This window comes from Streptomyces recifensis (assembly GCF_002154615.1).
Taxonomy (GTDB): domain Bacteria; phylum Actinomycetota; class Actinomycetes; order Streptomycetales; family Streptomycetaceae; genus Streptomyces; species Streptomyces griseoluteus.
On record NZ_MUNH01000267.1, the window covers coordinates 1 to 16,966 of the forward strand.

The window sequence follows — 16,966 nt, forward strand, 5'->3', positions numbered from 1 at the left end:
GCCATCACCCCGGCCCCGGCTTCCAGTACGTGCCGGGACCGGAGCCGGGGCAGGCCCAGCCGCCCCGGCACCATCGTGCGTACGGCCAGCACCCGCAGCGAACGGTCCAGGTACGCCACGTCGATGGCCATTCGCATCCCGAAGGTGTGCACGCTCACGGCCGGCGACAGCAGCAGCGCACCCTCCACCGCGTCCCGCCCGAGCAGCCCCCGGGTCCGCGCCCGGTAGGAGACCGCCAGCTCCACCGGGACACACACCTCGCCCCCCGGCCGATGCACCGTCAGAGTCCCGTGGCCGTCCCGCCAGCGCGCCATCCGCCCCACCTCCGCGGGGACCGTACCCACCGTCCACCGGCCGCACGCGATTGTCAGTGCCCCCTGCCACACTCCGGACCATGACAGCCGAGCCAGAAGACGTACGCCTGCGCGGCGTGACCGAGGACGACCTCGAGATCTTCCTCGCCTTCGAGCACGACCCGGAAGCCGTCCGCAGGTCCCGGTTCACCCCGCGCCCCCGTGACGCCTTCCTCACCCACTGGCGCACCCGCATCTTCCCCGACCCCGACTGCCTGGTGCGGACGGTCACCGTGGACGGCGAGGTCGCGGGCAATGTCGTCTCCTGGACGCAAGGAGGCAGACGCTTCGTCGGCTACTGGCTGGGCCGCCCCTACTGGCGCCGGGGCATAGGCAGCCGCGCCCTCGGCCGCTTCCTCGCCGAGGAGGAGCCCGTACGCCCCCTGTACGCCGACCCCTTCGGCGGCAACACCGCCTCCGTCGCCCTGCTGGAGAAGCACGGCTTCACGCGGGTGGGGGAGCCCGACGAGGAGGGGTTCGTGCTCCTGGTCCTCGACGGCCCGGCCACGAAAACCCCGTGACGCCCGGCCCACCGCTCCAGGACCATGCCCCCATGGACAGGACTTTCGAGGAGCTGGTGGCCGAAGGCGCCGCCGTGCCCACCGACGGCTGGGACTTCTCCTGGTTCGCGGGCCGGGCCACGGAGGAGCGGCCGGAGTGGGGCTACGCCCGTTCGGCGGGGGAGCGGCTGGCGCGGGCGCGGGCGGCGCTCGACCTCCAGACCGGCGGCGGCGAGGTACTCGACTTCGCGCTGAGACAGGCCGCCCCGGCCCGCCCCACCGTGCTGGCGGCCACCGAGGGCTGGCCCCCGAACGCGGCCAGGGCGACCGCACTGCTCGCCCCGCACGGAGCGGTGGTCGTCGCCGCACCGGACACCGCGCCCCTGCCCTTCACCGACGCGACCTTCGACCTGGTTCTGAGCCGCCACCCCGTGACCCCGGACTGGCCCGAGATCGCTCGGGTGCTCCGGCCGGGAGGCACCTACTTCGCCCAGCACGTCGGACCGGCGAGCGCGTTCGAGCTGGTGGAGTACTTCCTCGGGCCGCAGCCGGAGACGGTGCGTGCGGTCCGCGACCCCGAGCGGGAGCGGAAAGGGGCGGAGGCGGCCGGGCTGGAGGTCGAGGAGCTGCGGACGGCGCGGCTGCGGATGGAGTTCCACGACATCGCCGCCGTCGTGCACTTCCTGCGCAAGGTGATCTGGATGGTGCCGGGCTTCACCGTCGAGGCGTACGAGGAGCGGCTGCGGGCGCTGCACGGGCAGATCACGGCGGGCGGCCCGTTCGTGGCGCACAGCACGCGCCATCTGTTCGTGGCCCGGAAACCGGCCGTCGCCGAGGCCGTCGCTTAGCGGAATGGTCAAGTCACCGTTCGTCGGCGGGGTCGTCCGTGGGAGGGACCCCGGACCGGGCTCGCCGGAGTCGCTGAAGTGGCGTAAAAACCTGATGATCGTTCGCGGGGAGAACGGATCGCCTGGGAATCCGGTGTGAATCGGCCACCACATACCCCTGAACCAAGCATTCCGCGCTCACCTCGCCGTCGCCGGGCGACTCCGCAGCGTAGTTGTGGCGCGCCGGGGCACGCTTCCGCCCTCACGAAGGGTTATGGTGGAAACCCCCCCTCGGGCCGGTCCGTATCCCCCCCCACGGACCGGCCCGTTTTTCTTGGGCGTGCGCGGCGCGGGTAGGCTCGGCGTCCGCGGGAACCGCAACCGCGGTGTTTTGGAGGGGCTCTCACGTGAACCTGCGCGACAAGCTGCGCGGCCTGCTGGTCAGGGTCTACGCACGCCGGGTGGAAGGTCACCTGGACCACGCGTCGGTGCCGGAGCACATCGGCGTCATCATGGACGGCAACCGCCGCTGGGCGAAGGCCGCGGGTTCCAGCACGGTCCACGGCCACCGGGCCGGCGCCGAGAAGATCGAGGAGTTCCTCGGCTGGTGCGACGAGACCGACGTCAAGGTCGTCACCCTCTGGCTGCTCTCCACGGACAACTTCGACCGGCCCCAGGACGAGCTGGGCCCCCTGCTGGACATCATCGACGGGGTCGTGCGCACCCTGGCCGAGGACGGCCGCTGGCGCGTGCACCACGTCGGCACCCGCGATCTTTTGCCCGCCGGGATGCAGCAGACCCTCAAGCAGGCCGAGGAGAGCACCGCCCATGTCGAGGGCATAGTGGTCAACGTCGCCATCGGCTACGGCGGCCGCCAGGAGATCGCCGACGCCGTGCGCTCCATGCTGGCCGACGCCCAGGACAAGGGCGTGACCATGGCCGAGCTGGCCGAGTCCGTCGACGTCGACATGATCGGCCGCCACCTCTACACCGGCGCCCAGCCCGACCCCGACCTGGTCATCCGCACCAGCGGCGAGCAGCGGCTCTCCGGGTTCATGCTCTGGCAGACCGCCCACTCGGAGTACTACTTCTGCGAGGTCTTCTGGCCGGCCTTCCGCAAGGTCGACTTCCTGCGCGCCCTGCGCGACTACGCCGCCCGGCACCGCCGCTACGGCGGCTGACGGCGCCCCGCGCCCCGGCCGGGACACACACCGGGACACACCAGGCACCCCGCCGGCACCAGTCCGGCGGGGTGCTCCTGTGTACCCGGCCTCGCCCGGAAGTAACAAGGAGTTCACCGGCCTGCCGGTGGCCGCTTCTGCATGGTCGTGCGAGATCGAGGGCATAACGCTCTCAGGCCGACACCCGAACCACGGGCGTCGGACTCAGCGGGCGGCACGGGGTCGCCCGCCCGGGAGGTCCTTTGCACCAGCCCGACCGTGCCTCGCACGCACGGCAGCAGTGGCGGAGGGCCGGTCTGCGGCCCGCCGCGCGCGGGGATCTCAGACCGGTCCAGTTCCACTTCGTCGCTCCCCGACCTCATCCGAGGGGGTACGTCCTTCCGTGGTGACCAGCACAAAGCGCCACAAGCCCGACCGGCGCACCTATGTTCTCGACACCAGCGTCCTGCTGGCCGACCCCAACGCCGTGACCCGCTTCGAGGAGCACGAGGTAGTGCTCCCGATCGTCGTGGTCACCGAGCTGGAGGCCAAGCGGCACCATCCCGAACTCGGTTACTTCGCCCGCCAGGCCCTGCGCCTGCTGGACGACTACCGGGTCAGGTACGGCCGGCTCGACGCCCCCATCCCGATCGGGGAACTCGGCGGAACCGTCCGTGTCGAGCTCAACCACTCGGACCCCAGCGTGCTGCCCAGCGGCTACCGCCTGGGGGACAACGACTCCCGCATCCTGGCGGTGGCCCGGAATCTCCAGGCCGAGGGGTTCGACGTCACCGTCGTGTCGAAGGACCTGCCGCTCCGGATCAAGGCGTCCTCGGTCGGCCTGCTGGCCGAGGAGTACCGCGCCGAACTCGCCATCACGGACTCCTCCGGCTGGACCGGCATGTCCGAGCTCACGCTCCCCGGTGAACAGGTGGACATCCTCTTCGAGGAAGGCCATGTGTTCGTCCCCGAGGCGTCCGAGCTGCCCGTGCACACCGGGCTGACCATCCAGTCCGAGCGGGGCAAGGCGCTCGGCCGCGTCACCGCGGACGGCAACGTCCGGCTGGTGCGGGGCGACCGGGAGGCGTTCGGCATCAAGGGCCGCAGCGCCGAGCAGCGCATCGCGCTCGACCTGCTGCTCGATCCGGACGTCGGCATCCTCTCCATGGGCGGCCGCGCGGGTACCGGCAAGTCGGCGCTGGCGCTCTGCGCCGGCCTGGAGGCGGTCCTGGAACGCCGCCAGCACCAGAAGGTGATGGTCTTCCGGCCGCTGTACGCGGTCGGCGGGCAGGAACTCGGCTATCTGCCGGGCAGCGAGTCGGAGAAGATGGGCCCTTGGGCCCAGGCGGTCTTCGACACGCTCTCCGCGGTCACCAGCCGGGAGGTCATCGAGGAGGTCACGGCGCGCGGGATGCTGGAGGTCCTCCCGCTCACCCACATCCGCGGCCGTTCGCTGCACGACGCCTTCGTGATCGTGGACGAGGCGCAGTCGCTGGAGCGCAACGTGCTGCTGACGGTGCTCTCCCGGATCGGCGCCAACTCGCGGGTGGTGCTCACCCATGACGTGGCGCAGCGGGACAACCTGCGTGTCGGCCGCTACGACGGCGTGGTGGCCGTCGTGGAGAAGCTGAAGGGGCATCCGCTCTTCGCGCACGTCACGCTGAACCGGTCCGAAAGGTCCCAGATCGCGGCGCTGGTGACCGAAATGCTGGAGGACGGCCACATCTGACCCGTCCTCGGACAACCACAGGCGCCGCCCGGAGAAGCCGAAGAGCTTAGCCGGGCGGCGTCTGCGTGCGCGGGTATTTCCTGAATTCCCTTGGGCCAAACGAGGTGTGAGCTTTCACACGCAACTCGGAATTGCCACTCGCCGCCGGGTTACGGCAGAGTCTCAGTCCTGTCAGGCCCCGCATACGACACACCTGTACCCCGAGGCACGTTCCAGCCCCCCGGCAGGCGCGATCCACGGAGCAAGTCGCCAACTCCATAGCGTCGTCGTATGCCGCCCGAGCATCACGCGGCGCTCCCCGTGCGGGAGTTCCCACCGGGCCCGTGTCTCCTGTGACCCTTCAGTTGGGAGGCCAGTGTCGGGGGCACGATTGCGTCCGCCACGGTCACCGAAGCGGGCGATGCTGGAAGGAAACCGTGTGAGCCGGATTTCGGTCCGGGGATTCGCAGTGGCCTCCGCCACCGCGGTCACCGCCGTAGGAAGCGTCGTCGGAGTTGCCTCGGGCAGCGTCGCGCAGAACAACGACGCCGAGCCGACGGCTGCCGACACCACGCTCCTCGCTGAGCTCCCCGCGGATCAGCAGGCGCAGGTTCAGACCGCGTCCCTGACGCAGCAGGCGGACGCTCAGGCCATCGCGGCCGACGCGAGCGCCAAGAAGGACGCGGAGGCAGCGGCCCGCAAGGCCGCCGCCGAGACGGCCATCGCCAAGAAGAAGGACGCCGAGAAGGCGGCCGAGCTGGCGAAGGAGCGGGCCGAGACGAAGGCTGCCGCCGCCGCCAGCCGCAGCGATGTCCGCGACGCCTCCAGCTTCGCTCCGCAGAGCAGCTACTCCGTCGCCCAGATCCAGGCCATGGCCCGTCAGATGGTGGGCGCCGGCCAGTTCCAGTGCTTCAGCAACATCGTCGACCACGAGTCGAGCTGGAACTACCGTGCCGTGAACGCCTCCTCCGGTGCCTACGGTCTCTTCCAGGCCCTGCCCGGCTCCAAGATGTCCTCGGTGGGCGCCGACTGGCAGACCAACCCGGCCACCCAGATCAAGTGGGGCCTCAACTACATGGACAGCCGCTACGGCAGTCCGTGCGAGGCGTGGACCTTCTGGCAGGCCAACCACTGGTACTGAGCGGCTCGTGACACCCGGCCGCGCGCAGCCCCTCCCCCTCACGGGGTGAGGGGCTTTCGCACGGTACGGTCGTCCTCGCACGGCTCCTCCGCGTGACGAAGCACGCCGGAGTGGGCCCGGAACGCGGGGGAAGGGTACGGAACATGACGCGAATGCCAGGATGGCTCGGCCGGCTCGGTGCCGGACTGACCGAGATGAGCGAGCGCCTGGACGAGCGCCGCGCAGAGGTCCAGAAGGAGCACGGCGGCCCCGAGGGACCCCCCGAGTCGGTGGCCGTACCCGCGCCGCGCCCGGCTCCGTCCGCCCCGCGTCCCGACCCCGCGCACGCCGTGCCGTGGGGAGTGCGGGTTGCGGCCGAGGCGGGCTGGCGCCTGCTGGTGCTGGCCGGCACGGTCTGGGTGCTGATGCGGGTCATCAGCGCCGTGCAGCTCGTGGTGTTCGCGTTCGTGGTGGCCCTGCTGGTGACCGCGCTGCTCCAGCCGACCGTGGCCCGGCTGATGCGGTACGGCATGCCGCGCGGTCCGTCGACGGCGCTCACCGCCATATCGGGCTTCGTGATCATCGGGCTGCTGGGCTGGTTCGTGACCTGGCAGGTCATGGAGAACATCGACACCCTCTCCAGCCAGATCCAGAACGGCATCGACGATCTGCGCAACTGGCTGCTGAAGAGCCCGTTCCACGTCACCGACAAGCAGATCAACCAGATCGCCAAGAACCTGCGCGAGGCCGTCGGAGCCAACACCGACCAGATAACTTCGGCGGGCCTCGAAGGAGTCCAGGTCGTCGTCGAGGCGCTGACCGGCATCCTGCTGGTCTTCTTCTCCACGCTCTTCCTGCTCTACGACGGCAGGCGGATCTGGGAGTGGTTCCTGAAGCTGGTGCCCGCCGCCGCCCGTCCGGGCGTCGCCGGTGCCGGTCCGCGCGCCTGGGCCACCCTGACCGCGTACGTGCGCGGCACGGTGCTGGTCGCGCTGATCGACGCCATATTCATCGGCCTCGGCATCTACTTCCTCGATGTGCCGATGGCGGTGCCGCTGGCGGTCTTCATCTTCCTGTTCTCGTTCATCCCGCTGGTCGGCGCGGTCGCCTCCGGCGCGCTCGCCATCGTCGTCGCGCTGGTGACGCAGGGCGTGTTCACCGCCCTGATGACACTGGTGGTGGTGCTCGCGGTCCAGCAGATCGAGGGCCACGTGCTCCAGCCGTTCATCCTGGGCCGGGCGGTGCGGGTCCACCCGCTCGCGGTGGTCCTCACGGTCGCGGCCGGCGGCATGGTGGCGGGCATCGGCGGCGCGGTGGTCGCCGTACCGCTGGTGGCCGTGACGAACACGGTGGTGGGATACCTGCGGAAGTACTCGGCCGAGCAGGACTGGCCGGCGACGGAGATCGGGGACCCGGCGGCCGCGGCGGCCGGGGACGAGTCCGCCGTCCCGGCCGATGCGGAGCCGGCCGGCACCGCCCCCGAGGACACCCGCGAAACCACCGAAGGCCCCGCTCAGCAGGTGTGAGCGGGGCCTTCGGGCGGGGGTACTACTCGGCCAGGACGGCCTCGGCCTCAAGGGTGACGCCGACCGCCTGGACCACCGAGGCGATCTTGAACGCCTCCTGGATCACCTCGCGCTCGACACCGGCCTTGCGGAGCACCTGCTCGTGCGAGTCGAGGCACAGACCGCAGCCGTTGATCGCGGAGACCGCGAAGGACCACAGCTCGAAGTCGACCTTGTCGACGCCGGGGTTGCCGATGACGTTCATCCGCAGACCGGCGCGCAGGGTGCCGTACTCGTGGTCCGACAGCAGGTGCCGGGTGCGGTAGAAGACGTTGTTCATCGCCATGATGGCGGCGGCGGACTTGGCCGCGTCGTACGCCTCGGGCGAGAGGGCCGCCTTCGCGTCCGGCTCCAGCTCACGCAGCACGATGGGGGAGCGCGAGGCGATCGCGGTCGCCAGCACGGTGCCCCAGAGCTGCTGCGCGGGGAGGTCGGAGTTGCCGATGACCGAGCCCAGGTTGAGCTTCAGGTCCTTGGCGTAGTCCGGGACGCGGGACTTCAGCGAGTCGAGGGACACGGGTCACTCACCCGCCAGCAGCGCGACCGGGTCGAGGGTCTCGTCGCCCTTGCTCCAGTTGCACGGGCACAGCTCGTCCGTCTGGAGGGCGTCGAGGACCCGCAGGACCTCCTTGGGGTTACGGCCGACGGAGCCGGCGGTCACCATGGTGAACTGGATCTCGTTGTTCTGGTCGACGATGAAGACGGCGCGCTTGGCGAAGCCGTCCTCGCCCTCGATGCCCAGGTCGCGCATCAGCTCGTGCTTGGAGTCCGCCATCATCGGGAACGGCAGGTCGGTCAGGTCCGGGTGGTCCTTGCGCCAGGCGTGGTGGACGAACTCGGAGTCACCGGAGAAGCCGAGGACCTGCGCGTCACGGTCGGCGAACTCGTCGTTCAGCTTGCCGAAGGCGGCGATCTCGGTCGGGCACACGAAGGTGAAGTCCTTGGGCCACGCGAAGACGATCTTCCACTTGCCCTCGTAGGTCTTGTGGTCGATCGTCTCGAACTCCTTGCCCTTCTCCAGCGAGACGCAGGCGGTCAGTTCGAACTCGGGGAACTTGTCACCGACAGTGAGCACGTGCTCTCCTTGCAGCGCGGGGACACCCCAGCTTGCGGGATGTCTCCCATGGGTTGGACTGGGCCGATGGTGGCACAGGGTGGATTGATTAGTGAAATAGCTACACTCGGTCTGGTTGATCGGAGGTGGCTATCAGTGACCATCAGTAGTGGCAAGCGGAAGCAGCCGACCCTGGCGCAGCTGCGGGCCTTCACCGCGGTCGCCGAGCATCTGCACTTCCGGGACGCGGCCGCCGCCATCGGGATGAGCCAGCCGGCGCTGTCCGGGGCGGTCGCCGCGCTGGAGGAGACCCTCGGTGTGGCCCTGGTGGAGCGTACGACCCGCAAGGTGCTGCTCTCGACCGCCGGGGAGCGGCTCGCGGTGCGGGCCAAGGCGGTGCTGGCCGAGATGGGCGCGCTGCTGGAGGAGGCCGAGGCGGTACGGGCGCCCTTCACCGGGGTGCTGCGGCTCGGCGCCATCCCGACCGTCGCCCCCTATCTGCTGCCGACCGTGCTGCGGCTGGTGCACGAGCGCTATCCGCAGCTCGACCTCCAGGTGCACGAGGAGCAGACCGCCAGCCTGCTGGAGGGCCTGCACTCCGGACGGCTCGACCTGCTGCTGCTCGCCGTGCCGCTCGGTGTGCCCGGTGTGAGCGAACTTCCGCTGTTCGACGAGGACTTCGTGCTCGTCACCCCGCTCGGCCACGAACTCGGCTGCCGCAGCGGCATCCCGCGCGAGGCGCTGCGCGAGCTGAACCTGCTGCTGCTGGACGAGGGGCACTGCCTGCGCGACCAGGCGCTGGAGATCTGCCGGGAGGCCGGCCGGGAGATCCGGGGCGGTGGCGCGGCCCCGGTCACCACGACCGCCGCCGGACTCTCCACCCTGGTCCAGCTGGTCGCCGGCGGCCTCGGCTGCACCCTGCTGCCGCGCACCGCGATACGGCTGGAGGCGACCCGTGGCAGCAAGGTCCTCACCAGCTCCTTCGCCGGTCCGGCCCCGAGCCGCCGCATCGCCCTCGCCATGCGCACGGCCGCGGCCCGCTCCGCCGAGTACGAGGAGCTGGCCGCGGCCCTGCGCGAGGCGATGGCCCCGCTGCCCGTACGGATCCTGGGCGCGACGGACTGAGTCGTCACTCGGTGCGCAGCCCGTCGGGGCGGGTCATGCGGAGCAGGGGTGGCAGGGTGAGGAGGGTGACCGCGAGGACGACGCCCGCGCCGACGCCGGTCAGCGCCAGGACGTCGGGCCAGACCACGCTCACCTCGGCCGCCGACATCCGCAGCAGCACCGCCCCGAGGCCCACACCCACCGCCGCGGCCAGCAGCAGGCCCAGCGTGATCGGGAGGGCCGCCTGCCACAGCACCGACAGGCCGAGTGTGCGGCGCCGGGTGCCGAACGCGACCAGCGCCGACAGCAGCTTGCGCCGCTCGCGCAACTGCTCCAACTGGGAGACCAGCAGGCTCGCCCCGATCAGCATCAGCACGCAGGAGGCGCCGATCAGCATGCCGGTGCGCAGCGAGGTGTACCGGGCGGACGTCTCGGTCGGCGTCACGGCCATGATGTCCGCGACCGGGTCGACCCGCGCGGCGGTGTTGCGCACGTACTCCTGCACGTCCGGCAGGGCTTGGTCCATCCGTACGAAGACCTCGCCGGACAGCGCGGGTCCGGCTGCCTTCGGGAGCGCGGCCGGGGTGACCAGCAGGCCGTTGGCGCGGGGCATCAGCGAGTCCCCGCGGGCCGTCGCCCAGCGCAGGTGCCGCGGTACCGCGACCGGCACCGACAGGCCCCGGACGTCGGCGTACCCGGGGTCGATGTAGGCGTCATGGCCGGGACGCAGCACGGCGTCGCGGGAGGCGCGGTCGAACTCTGTGCCGTACTCCGGACCGGCGAGGGCGAAGGTGTCGCCGTCGCGGCAGGACGGCAGGTGCGCCAGCTCGCGCAGCGAGGCGCAGTCACCCACGATCACGTCGAGCGCGGCGTCCGCGTCCCGCGGCTTCTCGCCGAGCGAGGCGGTGGCCAGTCCCACCGAGGCACGCACCCCCTTGGTCCGGGCGACCGCGGCGGCGGCCGGGCCGACGCGGCCGTGGTCGGAGAGGGCGATCTCCAGCTGGGCGCGGGAGGGGTCCTTCCCGGTGTTCTTCTCGTACTGGCCCTGCACGCCCGCGAAGAGCATCTGGAGCGCGATGGCGCCGGCCACCGCGACCGCGACGCCGTTGACCGTACGCGCCGCCGTACCGCTGCTCAATTGAAGCCTGCGCACCGCCAGTTGCCAGGACAGCGGGCCCGGATCGAGCCGGGCGACGGCGCGTTCCACCAGCCAGGGCAGCAGAGCGGTGACGCCGATCAGGAACAGCAGGACACCGACGATGACGAGGTACTGGTTGAAGTCGCCGCCCGAGTGCCCCTGCCCGATCATCGGGTAGAGCAGCGCCAGTCCGGCCAGCGGCAGCAGCAGCCGCCACCACAGCCGGCGCCGGGCGGGCACGGCGGTACGGACCACGCCGAGCGGCTCGATGACCACCCCGCGCATGGCCAGCAGCGTCACCAGCACCGCGCATGCCGGGACCGCGAGCGCGACCAGCAGGGCGAGCAGGGGAGAGGGGTCCAGGTAGGCGGGATAGAAGCTCTCGCCCATGACCGTCACCGCCCCGGCGAGCTGCCGCCCGGCCAGGAAGAGGCCGGCCCCGACGACCAGGCCGATCAGACGCAGAAGGGCGCGAAGGCGGGGAAGTCGCCCTCGCCGGTGCCCACCGCGTCCGCCGACCGCGAGGAGGCGCTGACCTCGCTGGCGTCCGCCGAACGGACCGTGGCGGACCGGCGCGCGGCGGCGCTGCTGGAGGTGCCGGGCGAGCTGGCCCGGCTGATGGCATCGGTGTCGGCGGCCGGGTCCGTGCACGCCTATCTGCTGACGGAGGCGGCGAAGTGAGCGACGGCGAGAAGACGAAGCAGGCCGAACTGACCGCACTCCAGGCCGCGTTGGCGGCGGAGCACGCGGCGGTGTACGGCTACGGGGTCGTCGGCGGCCGGATCGGCAGGCCCCGGCAGGGCGAGGCCCGCTCCGCGTACGACGCCCACCGCGCGGCCCGCGACACCCTGGCCCGCTCGGTCCGCGACCTCGGCGGGGAGCCGGTGGCGGCGAGCCCCGCCTACGCGCTGCCCTTCTCGGTGGCGGACTCCTCGGCCGCGCTGCGCCTCGCCGCGGAGCTGGAGGAACGTCTCGCCGGGGTCTACGCCGACCTGGTCCGCGCCTCCAGCGGCCCCCGCCGCACCACCGCCACCGCGTCCCTGCGCGAGTCCGCGGTACGCGCGGCCCGCTGGTCCGGGCACGTCCCCGCCTTCCCCGGCCTCGCGGAACGCACCGACGACACCACGGGCCGGGCCGGCGCGGCGGACACCACCCCTTCCGGGTCCCCGACGGCCTGAGCGGGCGCCCCAGCACGGCGCCCCCGGCCGGACCGGCGGCTCTGAGGGGGTACGTGGAAGGCGTAGCCTTCCCTGGGCCTTCGGTTGTGGGGGTACCACAGGGAACAGCAGGCGGACGCTGGAGAAGGGGAACGACTCGCGCATGGCTTTGGAACCGCCCCGGCGACTGGTCCGGGCGAGCCGGGAGACCGCGCCGCCCGGTGACGACTGGCTGGCGGGACTGCCCGAGGCGGCCGAACGGGCCGCCACTGGACGCGAGTTGACCGTGGACCGGGTGCAGGTGCCGGGCGGCCGGAGCAGCCTGGTGCTGCTGGTGCGGCGCGCGGACGGCAGCCCCGCCGTGCTGAAGCTGGCGCCCGCGCGGGCGCGGCCGGAGAGCGAGCGGGCCGCGCTGGCGCACTGGGGCGGCCTGGGTGCCGTACAGCTCCTGGACGGCGGGCCCGAGGACGTGGCGGAGGGTGCGCTGCTGCTGGAGCGGCTTCACCCGGACGTGTCGGTGCGCTCGCTGCCGGAGGCCAAGGCGCTGCTGGAAGCGGCCGGGACGCTGCGCCGCCTGTGGGTGGACCCGCCGGCCGGGGAGGGCGCGCACCGCTTCGAGACGGTGGCCGAGCGTACGGGACGGCAGGCCGAGGCGATGGCCGCGAGCGCCCTGACGGACCCCGACTCGGCGCCCCTGGTGGACGCGGCGCTGGCGGTGCGCGAGGAACTGCTGGCCGGGCCACCGGACCACCGGCTGCTGCACGGCACGTTCCGGCAGAGCAAGGTGCTCGGCGGGGAGCGGCTGCCGTGGCTGGCGGTGGGTCCGGACCCGGTGGTCGGCGAGTCCGCGTTCGACCTGGCGCGGCTGGTGCGGGACCGCGTGGAGGACCTGATCGCGGTGTCGTCCGGTGCGTCGGTGACCAGGCGCCGGATCAAGCGGCTCGCGGAGTCGCTGGAGGTGGACCAGGAGCGGCTGCGCGGCTGGACGCTGTTCCGGGCCGTGGAGTCCGGGGTACGGGCCCGCCGGGTGGGGCGGGAGCAGGACGCGGACCTGCTGCTGGAGTTCGCCACCTGGCTGTAGCGATGCGTGAGAAGGCCCGGCCGCGTGGTGCGGCCGGGCCTTCTCACACTTCCGCTCAGGCGGTGAGGCGGGCGATGGCCTCCTCGACCGTCAGCTCCTCGCGCTCACCGGTCTTGCGGTCCTTCAGCTCCAGCACGCCCTCCGCGGAGCGGCGACCGGCGACCAGGATCTGCGGAACGCCGATCAGCTCGGCGTCGGTGAACTTCACGCCCGGCGACACCCCGGCCCGGTCGTCGACCAGGACGCGGACGCCCGCGGCGGACAGCTTTTCGGCGACGTCCAGGGCCAGCTCGGTCTGGAGTGCCTTGCCCGCGGCGACCACGTGGACGTCGGCCGGGGCGACCTCCTTGGGCCAGCACAGGCCGTGCTCGTCGGCCGTCTGCTCGGCGAGGGCGGCGACGGCGCGGGAGACGCCGATGCCGTAGGAGCCCATGGTGACGCGGACGGGCTTGCCGTTCTGGCCGAGCACGTCGAGCTTGAGGGCGTCGGCGTACTTGCGGCCGAGCTGGAAGATGTGGCCGATCTCGATGGCCCGGTCCAGCTTCAGCCCGGCGCCGCACTTGGGGCAGGGGTCGCCTTCCTGGACCACGACGACGTCCACGTACTCGTCGACCTCGAAGTCACGGCCCGCGACGACGTTCCTGGCGTGCGTGTGCTCCTTGTTGGCGCCGGTGATCCAGTCGGTGCCGGGGGCCACGCGGGGGTCGGCGATGTACTTGACCTTCTCGCCCAGGCCCTGCGGGCCGACGTAGCCGCGCACCAGGTCGGGGCGGCCGACGAAGTCCTCGGCGGTGACCAGCTCGACGGCGGCCGGGGCGAAGTGCGCCTCGACCTTGCCCAGGTCGACCTCGCGGTCACCGGGCACGCCCACGGCGACGATCTCGCCGTCCACCTTGACCAGCAGGTTCTTCAGGGTGGCGGAGGCGGGGACGCCGAGGGAGGCGGCGAGGGTCTCGATGGTCGGGGTGTCCGGGGTGGGGATCTCCTCCAGCGCGGGCACGGCCGAGCCGTCGACGGCGACCAGCTCGTAGTGCACGGCCTCGGTGTTGGCGGCGAAGTCGCAGTTGGGGCAGTCGGCGAAGGTGTCCTCGCCGGCCTCGGCCGGGGCGAGGAACTCCTCGGACCGAGAGCCGCCCATGGCGCCCGCGGTGGCCGCGCAGATGCGGTAGTCGAGGCCGAGGCGCTCGTAGATCCGCTGGTAGGCGGCGCGGTGCAGGGCGTAGGAGGAGGCCAGGCCCTCGTCCTCGGTGTCGAAGGAGTACGAGTCCTTCATCAGGAACTCGCGGCCGCGCAGGATGCCCGCGCGGGGGCGCGCCTCGTCCCGGAACTTGGACTGGATCTGGTACAGGATCACCGGCAGGTCCTTGTAGGAGGACGCCTGGTCCTTCACCAGCAGGGTGAAGATCTCCTCGTGGGTGGGACCGAGGAGGTAGTCGCCGCCCTTGCGGTCCTGGAGGCGGAACAGCTCGGCGCCGTACTCGTCCCAGCGGCCGGTGGCCTCGTAGGGCTCGCGCGGCAGCAGGACGGGGAGGACGACCTCCTGGGCGCCGATGGCGTCCATCTCCTCGCGCACGATCCGCTCGACGTTGGCGAGGACCTTGGTGCCCAGCGGCAGCCAGGACCAGATGCCGGCGGCGGTACGGCGGACGTAACCGGCACGGACGAGGAGCTTGTGGCTGAGGACCTCGGCGTCCGCCGGGTCGTCGCGCAGCGTCTTCGCCAACAACTTGGACATGCGCTGGACCGGTACGTTCGCCATTTTTCTCGTACTCCTGCCGGAAATGTAGGTGATGGCTAGGAGGTTAGCCGGGCCGCCCGCACGGGTGGAAATCGGTTAGCGACGGCGCAGCGGGAGGGGGGCGCCCATGACGGCGTACGGCTTGGGGGCGCTCGGGAAGTGGACCTGGCGGGCGAGGTCGGTGTAGCCGAGGGAGTGGTAGAGGCCGCGGGCGGGGCTGTCGGTGTCGATGGCGGAGAGGATCGAGCGGGGTTCGGCGGCGCTGTCGGTGATGCGGGTGATCAGGCGGCGGCCGATCCCCCGGTTCTGGTGGCCGGGGTGGACGTGCAGCTCGGTGATCACGAAGGAGTCGTCGAGCCAGCCGTCGTTGCCCTCGGCGCGCAGATAGGGCTCCACGATGGTGGACCACCAGTGGGCGCGGGAGTTGGGCATCCCGTACACGAAGCCGATCAGCGCGCCCCGGCTGGTGGCGCCGAGCGCGCGGGCGCCGGGCATGCGCATGTGGCGCTGGACGATCTGGCGGCGTACGGCGATCTCGTCGGGACCGAGGCCGAAGGCGAGGGCCTGGACGGCGAGGGCCTCGTCGACGTGGGCTTCGAGGTCCAGGGTGCCGATCACGAGGTCCATGCGGGGAGCGTACAGGGGCGGCCCGGCGGGCCCGTCAGAAGAGGATGCTCATGAACTCGCCGACCTCCTGGAACCCCACCCTGCGGTAGGTGGCGCGGGCGGCGGTGTTGAAGTCGTTGACGTAGAGGCTGGCGATGGGCGCTATGTCGGCGAGGGCGTAGCGCAGGACGGCGGTCATGCCGGGGGCGGCGAGGCCCTTGCCCCGGTACTCGGGGGCGACCCAGACGCCCTGGATCTGGCACGCCTGGGCGGTGGCGGCGCCGATCTCGGCCTTGAAGACCACGTTGCCGCTGCCGTCGACGCGGGCGAAGGAGCGGCCGGAGCCGACGAGTTCGGCGACGCGGGCCTGGTAGAGCAGTCCGCCGTCGCCTGCCATCGGGGAGACGCCGACCTCCTCGGTGAACATGGCCACGCACGCGGGCATGATCGTGTCCATCTCGTCCTTGCGGACGCGCCGGACGTAGGGGTCGGGCTGGATGTCCTCGGGCATGTGGTCGGTCACCATGAGGGGCTGGCGGGCGCGGACCTCGCGGGCGGGACCCCAGTGCGGTTCCAGCAGGCGCCACAGCTCGGAGGTGGGTCCGGCGGGGCCGACGATGGAGGAGCAGCGGCGGCCGGCCCGGCGGGCGCGGTCGGCGAAGGCGCGGACGGCGCGGGGGGTGGCGCAGACGGGGACGAGGTTGGCGCCCGCGTAGCAGAGGGACGTGAGCATGCCGTCCTCGTACCAGCCCCACATCTCGCCGCCGAGGCGCCAGGGGTCGAGGCCGGCCACCTGGACGCGGGCGGTCACGAAGGCGTTGGCGACGGGCTCGCGGTCGAGGACCGCGAGCGCTGCGTCGAGGTCGCTCGGTTCGAGCACCCGTGAGGTGGTCTGGGTCAACACGTGCGGGGCCTCACCCTGGGGGTTCTGCTGTGGTCCCCGCACTATAGCTGCGCTGCTTTGGGGGTGCGCCTTCAGTTCGGGTGGGCTGGGTTGGTTGGCGGGTGCGGGTTCGTCGGGGCTGGTCGCGCAGTTCCCCGCGCCCCTGGAGGGGGCGGCCTTCGGCCTGCCCCCTCCGTACCTCAAGCAAGGTACTCAGCCTGCTACCGCTACTGTCGGCTCGCCCGAGGTGATGCCGTCGGCCTCCATCTGTTCGGCCAGCTTCATGGCTTCCTCGATGAGGGTTTCCACGATCTTCGACTCCGGGACGGTCTTGATGACCTCGCCCTTGACGAAGATCTGGCCCTTGCCGTTGCCGGAGGCGACACCGAGGTCGGCCTCGCGGGCCTCGCCGGGACCGTTGACGACGCAGCCCATGACGGCGACACGGAGCGGGACCTCCATGCCGGTCAGGCCCGCCGTGACCTCCTCGGCCAGCTTGTAGACGTCCACCTGCGCCCGCCCACAGGACGGGCAGGAGACGATCTCCAGGCCGCGCTGCTTCAGGTTCAGCGACTCCAGGATCTGGTTGCCGACCTTGACCTCCTCCACCGGCGGCGCCGACAGGGAGACCCGGATGGTGTCACCGATGCCCTCGGACAGCAGCGCACCGAAGGCGACCGCCGACTTGATCGTGCCCTGGAACGCCGGGCCCGCCTCCGTCACACCCAGGTGGAGCGGGTAATCGCACTGCGCGGCGAGCTGACGGTACGCCTCGATCATCACGACCGGATCGTTGTGCTTCACCGAGATCTTGATGTCCCGGAAATCATGCTCCTCGAACAGCGACGCCTCCCACAGCGCCGACTCCACCAGCGCCTCCGGCGTGGCCTTGCCGTACTTCTGCAGCAGACGACGGTCCAGCGAACCCGCGTTCACCCCGATCCGGATCGGCGTGCCGTGATCCTTGGCCGC

Annotated in this window: 18 protein-coding genes; 10 read left to right on the top strand and 8 right to left on the bottom strand. The window is 71.7% G+C overall.

From position 1 onward, the window contains the following. On the bottom strand, positions 1 to 314 hold a 314-nt coding region (locus CCN33_RS15945), incomplete at its 3' end, for a DUF192 domain-containing protein (RefSeq protein WP_086694275.1). An 80-nt stretch (positions 315 to 394) separates the two neighbouring features. Between CCN33_RS15945 and CCN33_RS15950 the strand changes: the two genes are divergently transcribed. From CCN33_RS15950 to CCN33_RS15980, 6 genes are all read left to right on the top strand, one after another. Next, positions 395 to 874 carry a GNAT family N-acetyltransferase gene (locus CCN33_RS15950; RefSeq protein WP_086694276.1) on the top strand — a complete coding sequence of 160 codons (480 nt, stop codon included), beginning with the start codon at positions 395 to 397 and terminating at the stop codon, positions 872 to 874. Positions 875 to 906: 32 nt separating this feature from the next. Further along, positions 907 to 1,701 (top strand): methyltransferase domain-containing protein, encoded by a 795-nt coding sequence (locus tag CCN33_RS15955; protein ID WP_086694277.1) that lies wholly within the window; start codon positions 907 to 909, stop codon positions 1,699 to 1,701. Between the two features lie 386 nt (positions 1,702 to 2,087). After that, positions 2,088 to 2,861, top strand: a complete 774-nt coding sequence (locus CCN33_RS15960) for an isoprenyl transferase (protein WP_086694278.1) — start codon at positions 2,088 to 2,090, stop codon at positions 2,859 to 2,861. 382 nt (positions 2,862 to 3,243) lie between these two features. Next, positions 3,244 to 4,569: an RNA 5'-3' helicase PhoH2 gene (gene phoH2, locus CCN33_RS15970; RefSeq protein ID WP_086694280.1), complete on the top strand. Its 1,326-nt coding sequence runs from the start codon at positions 3,244 to 3,246 to the stop codon at positions 4,567 to 4,569. A 400-nt stretch (positions 4,570 to 4,969) separates the two neighbouring features. After that, positions 4,970 to 5,689: an aggregation-promoting factor C-terminal-like domain-containing protein gene (locus tag CCN33_RS15975; protein WP_086694281.1), complete on the top strand. Its 720-nt coding sequence runs from the start codon at positions 4,970 to 4,972 to the stop codon at positions 5,687 to 5,689. 143 nt (positions 5,690 to 5,832) lie between these two features. Then, on the top strand, positions 5,833 to 7,194 hold the full coding sequence (locus CCN33_RS15980; protein ID WP_086694282.1) for an AI-2E family transporter: 1,362 nt from the start codon (positions 5,833 to 5,835) through the stop codon (positions 7,192 to 7,194). 22 nt (positions 7,195 to 7,216) lie between these two features. Here the strand turns inward: CCN33_RS15980 and CCN33_RS15985 are convergent, their stop codons facing one another. Then, positions 7,217 to 7,750, bottom strand: coding sequence for an alkyl hydroperoxide reductase (locus tag CCN33_RS15985; RefSeq protein ID WP_086694283.1), 534 nt, complete (start codon positions 7,748 to 7,750; stop codon positions 7,217 to 7,219). 3 nt (positions 7,751 to 7,753) lie between these two features. Next, entirely contained in the window at positions 7,754 to 8,308 is a 555-nt protein-coding gene (locus tag CCN33_RS15990) for a peroxiredoxin (protein WP_030806994.1), read from the bottom strand. A gap of 135 nt (positions 8,309 to 8,443) precedes the next feature. Between CCN33_RS15990 and CCN33_RS15995 the strand changes: the two genes are divergently transcribed. Continuing rightward, complete coding sequence (locus tag CCN33_RS15995; RefSeq protein ID WP_244173824.1) at positions 8,444 to 9,412, top strand: hydrogen peroxide-inducible genes activator; 969 nt, start codon at positions 8,444 to 8,446, stop codon at positions 9,410 to 9,412. 4 nt (positions 9,413 to 9,416) lie between these two features. Here the strand turns inward: CCN33_RS15995 and CCN33_RS16000 are convergent, their stop codons facing one another. Then, positions 9,417 to 10,919 (bottom strand): ABC transporter permease, encoded by a 1,503-nt coding sequence (locus CCN33_RS16000; RefSeq protein ID WP_086694285.1) that lies wholly within the window; start codon positions 10,917 to 10,919, stop codon positions 9,417 to 9,419. A 108-nt stretch (positions 10,920 to 11,027) separates the two neighbouring features. On the opposite strand from CCN33_RS16000, the gene CCN33_RS16005 reads away from it, so the two are divergent. The 3 genes from CCN33_RS16005 (at position 11,028) to CCN33_RS16015 (ending at position 12,767) form a co-directional block, all read left to right on the top strand. Then, positions 11,028 to 11,210: a hypothetical protein gene (locus CCN33_RS16005; RefSeq protein WP_208621771.1), complete on the top strand. Its 183-nt coding sequence runs from the start codon at positions 11,028 to 11,030 to the stop codon at positions 11,208 to 11,210. Continuing rightward, the gene (locus CCN33_RS16010; protein ID WP_086694286.1) at positions 11,207 to 11,707 is read left to right on the top strand and encodes a ferritin-like domain-containing protein; all 501 of its coding nucleotides are present in this window, start codon (positions 11,207 to 11,209) and stop codon (positions 11,705 to 11,707) included. Before CCN33_RS16005 ends, CCN33_RS16010 begins: the two co-directional genes overlap by 4 nt. Before the next feature lie 142 nt (positions 11,708 to 11,849). Beyond that, a complete protein-coding gene (locus tag CCN33_RS16015; RefSeq protein WP_086694287.1) occupies positions 11,850 to 12,767 on the top strand; it encodes an aminoglycoside phosphotransferase family protein in 918 nt (305 codons plus the stop codon). 55 nt (positions 12,768 to 12,822) lie between these two features. On the opposite strand, the gene CCN33_RS16020 is transcribed toward CCN33_RS16015, so the two are convergent. The 4 genes from CCN33_RS16020 to ispG form a co-directional block, all read right to left on the bottom strand. Beyond that, on the bottom strand, positions 12,823 to 14,526 hold the full coding sequence (locus tag CCN33_RS16020; protein ID WP_086694288.1) for a proline--tRNA ligase: 1,704 nt from the start codon (positions 14,524 to 14,526) through the stop codon (positions 12,823 to 12,825). 75 nt (positions 14,527 to 14,601) lie between these two features. Further along, positions 14,602 to 15,132, bottom strand: coding sequence for a GNAT family N-acetyltransferase (locus CCN33_RS16025; RefSeq protein ID WP_086694289.1), 531 nt, complete (start codon positions 15,130 to 15,132; stop codon positions 14,602 to 14,604). A gap of 34 nt (positions 15,133 to 15,166) precedes the next feature. Further along, entirely contained in the window at positions 15,167 to 16,015 is an 849-nt protein-coding gene (locus CCN33_RS16030) for a GNAT family N-acetyltransferase (RefSeq protein WP_086694290.1), read from the bottom strand. Between the two features lie 192 nt (positions 16,016 to 16,207). Beyond that, positions 16,208 to 16,966 (bottom strand): flavodoxin-dependent (E)-4-hydroxy-3-methylbut-2-enyl-diphosphate synthase (gene ispG, locus CCN33_RS16035; protein ID WP_086694291.1); only part of this gene is annotated, 759 nt, incomplete at its 5' end.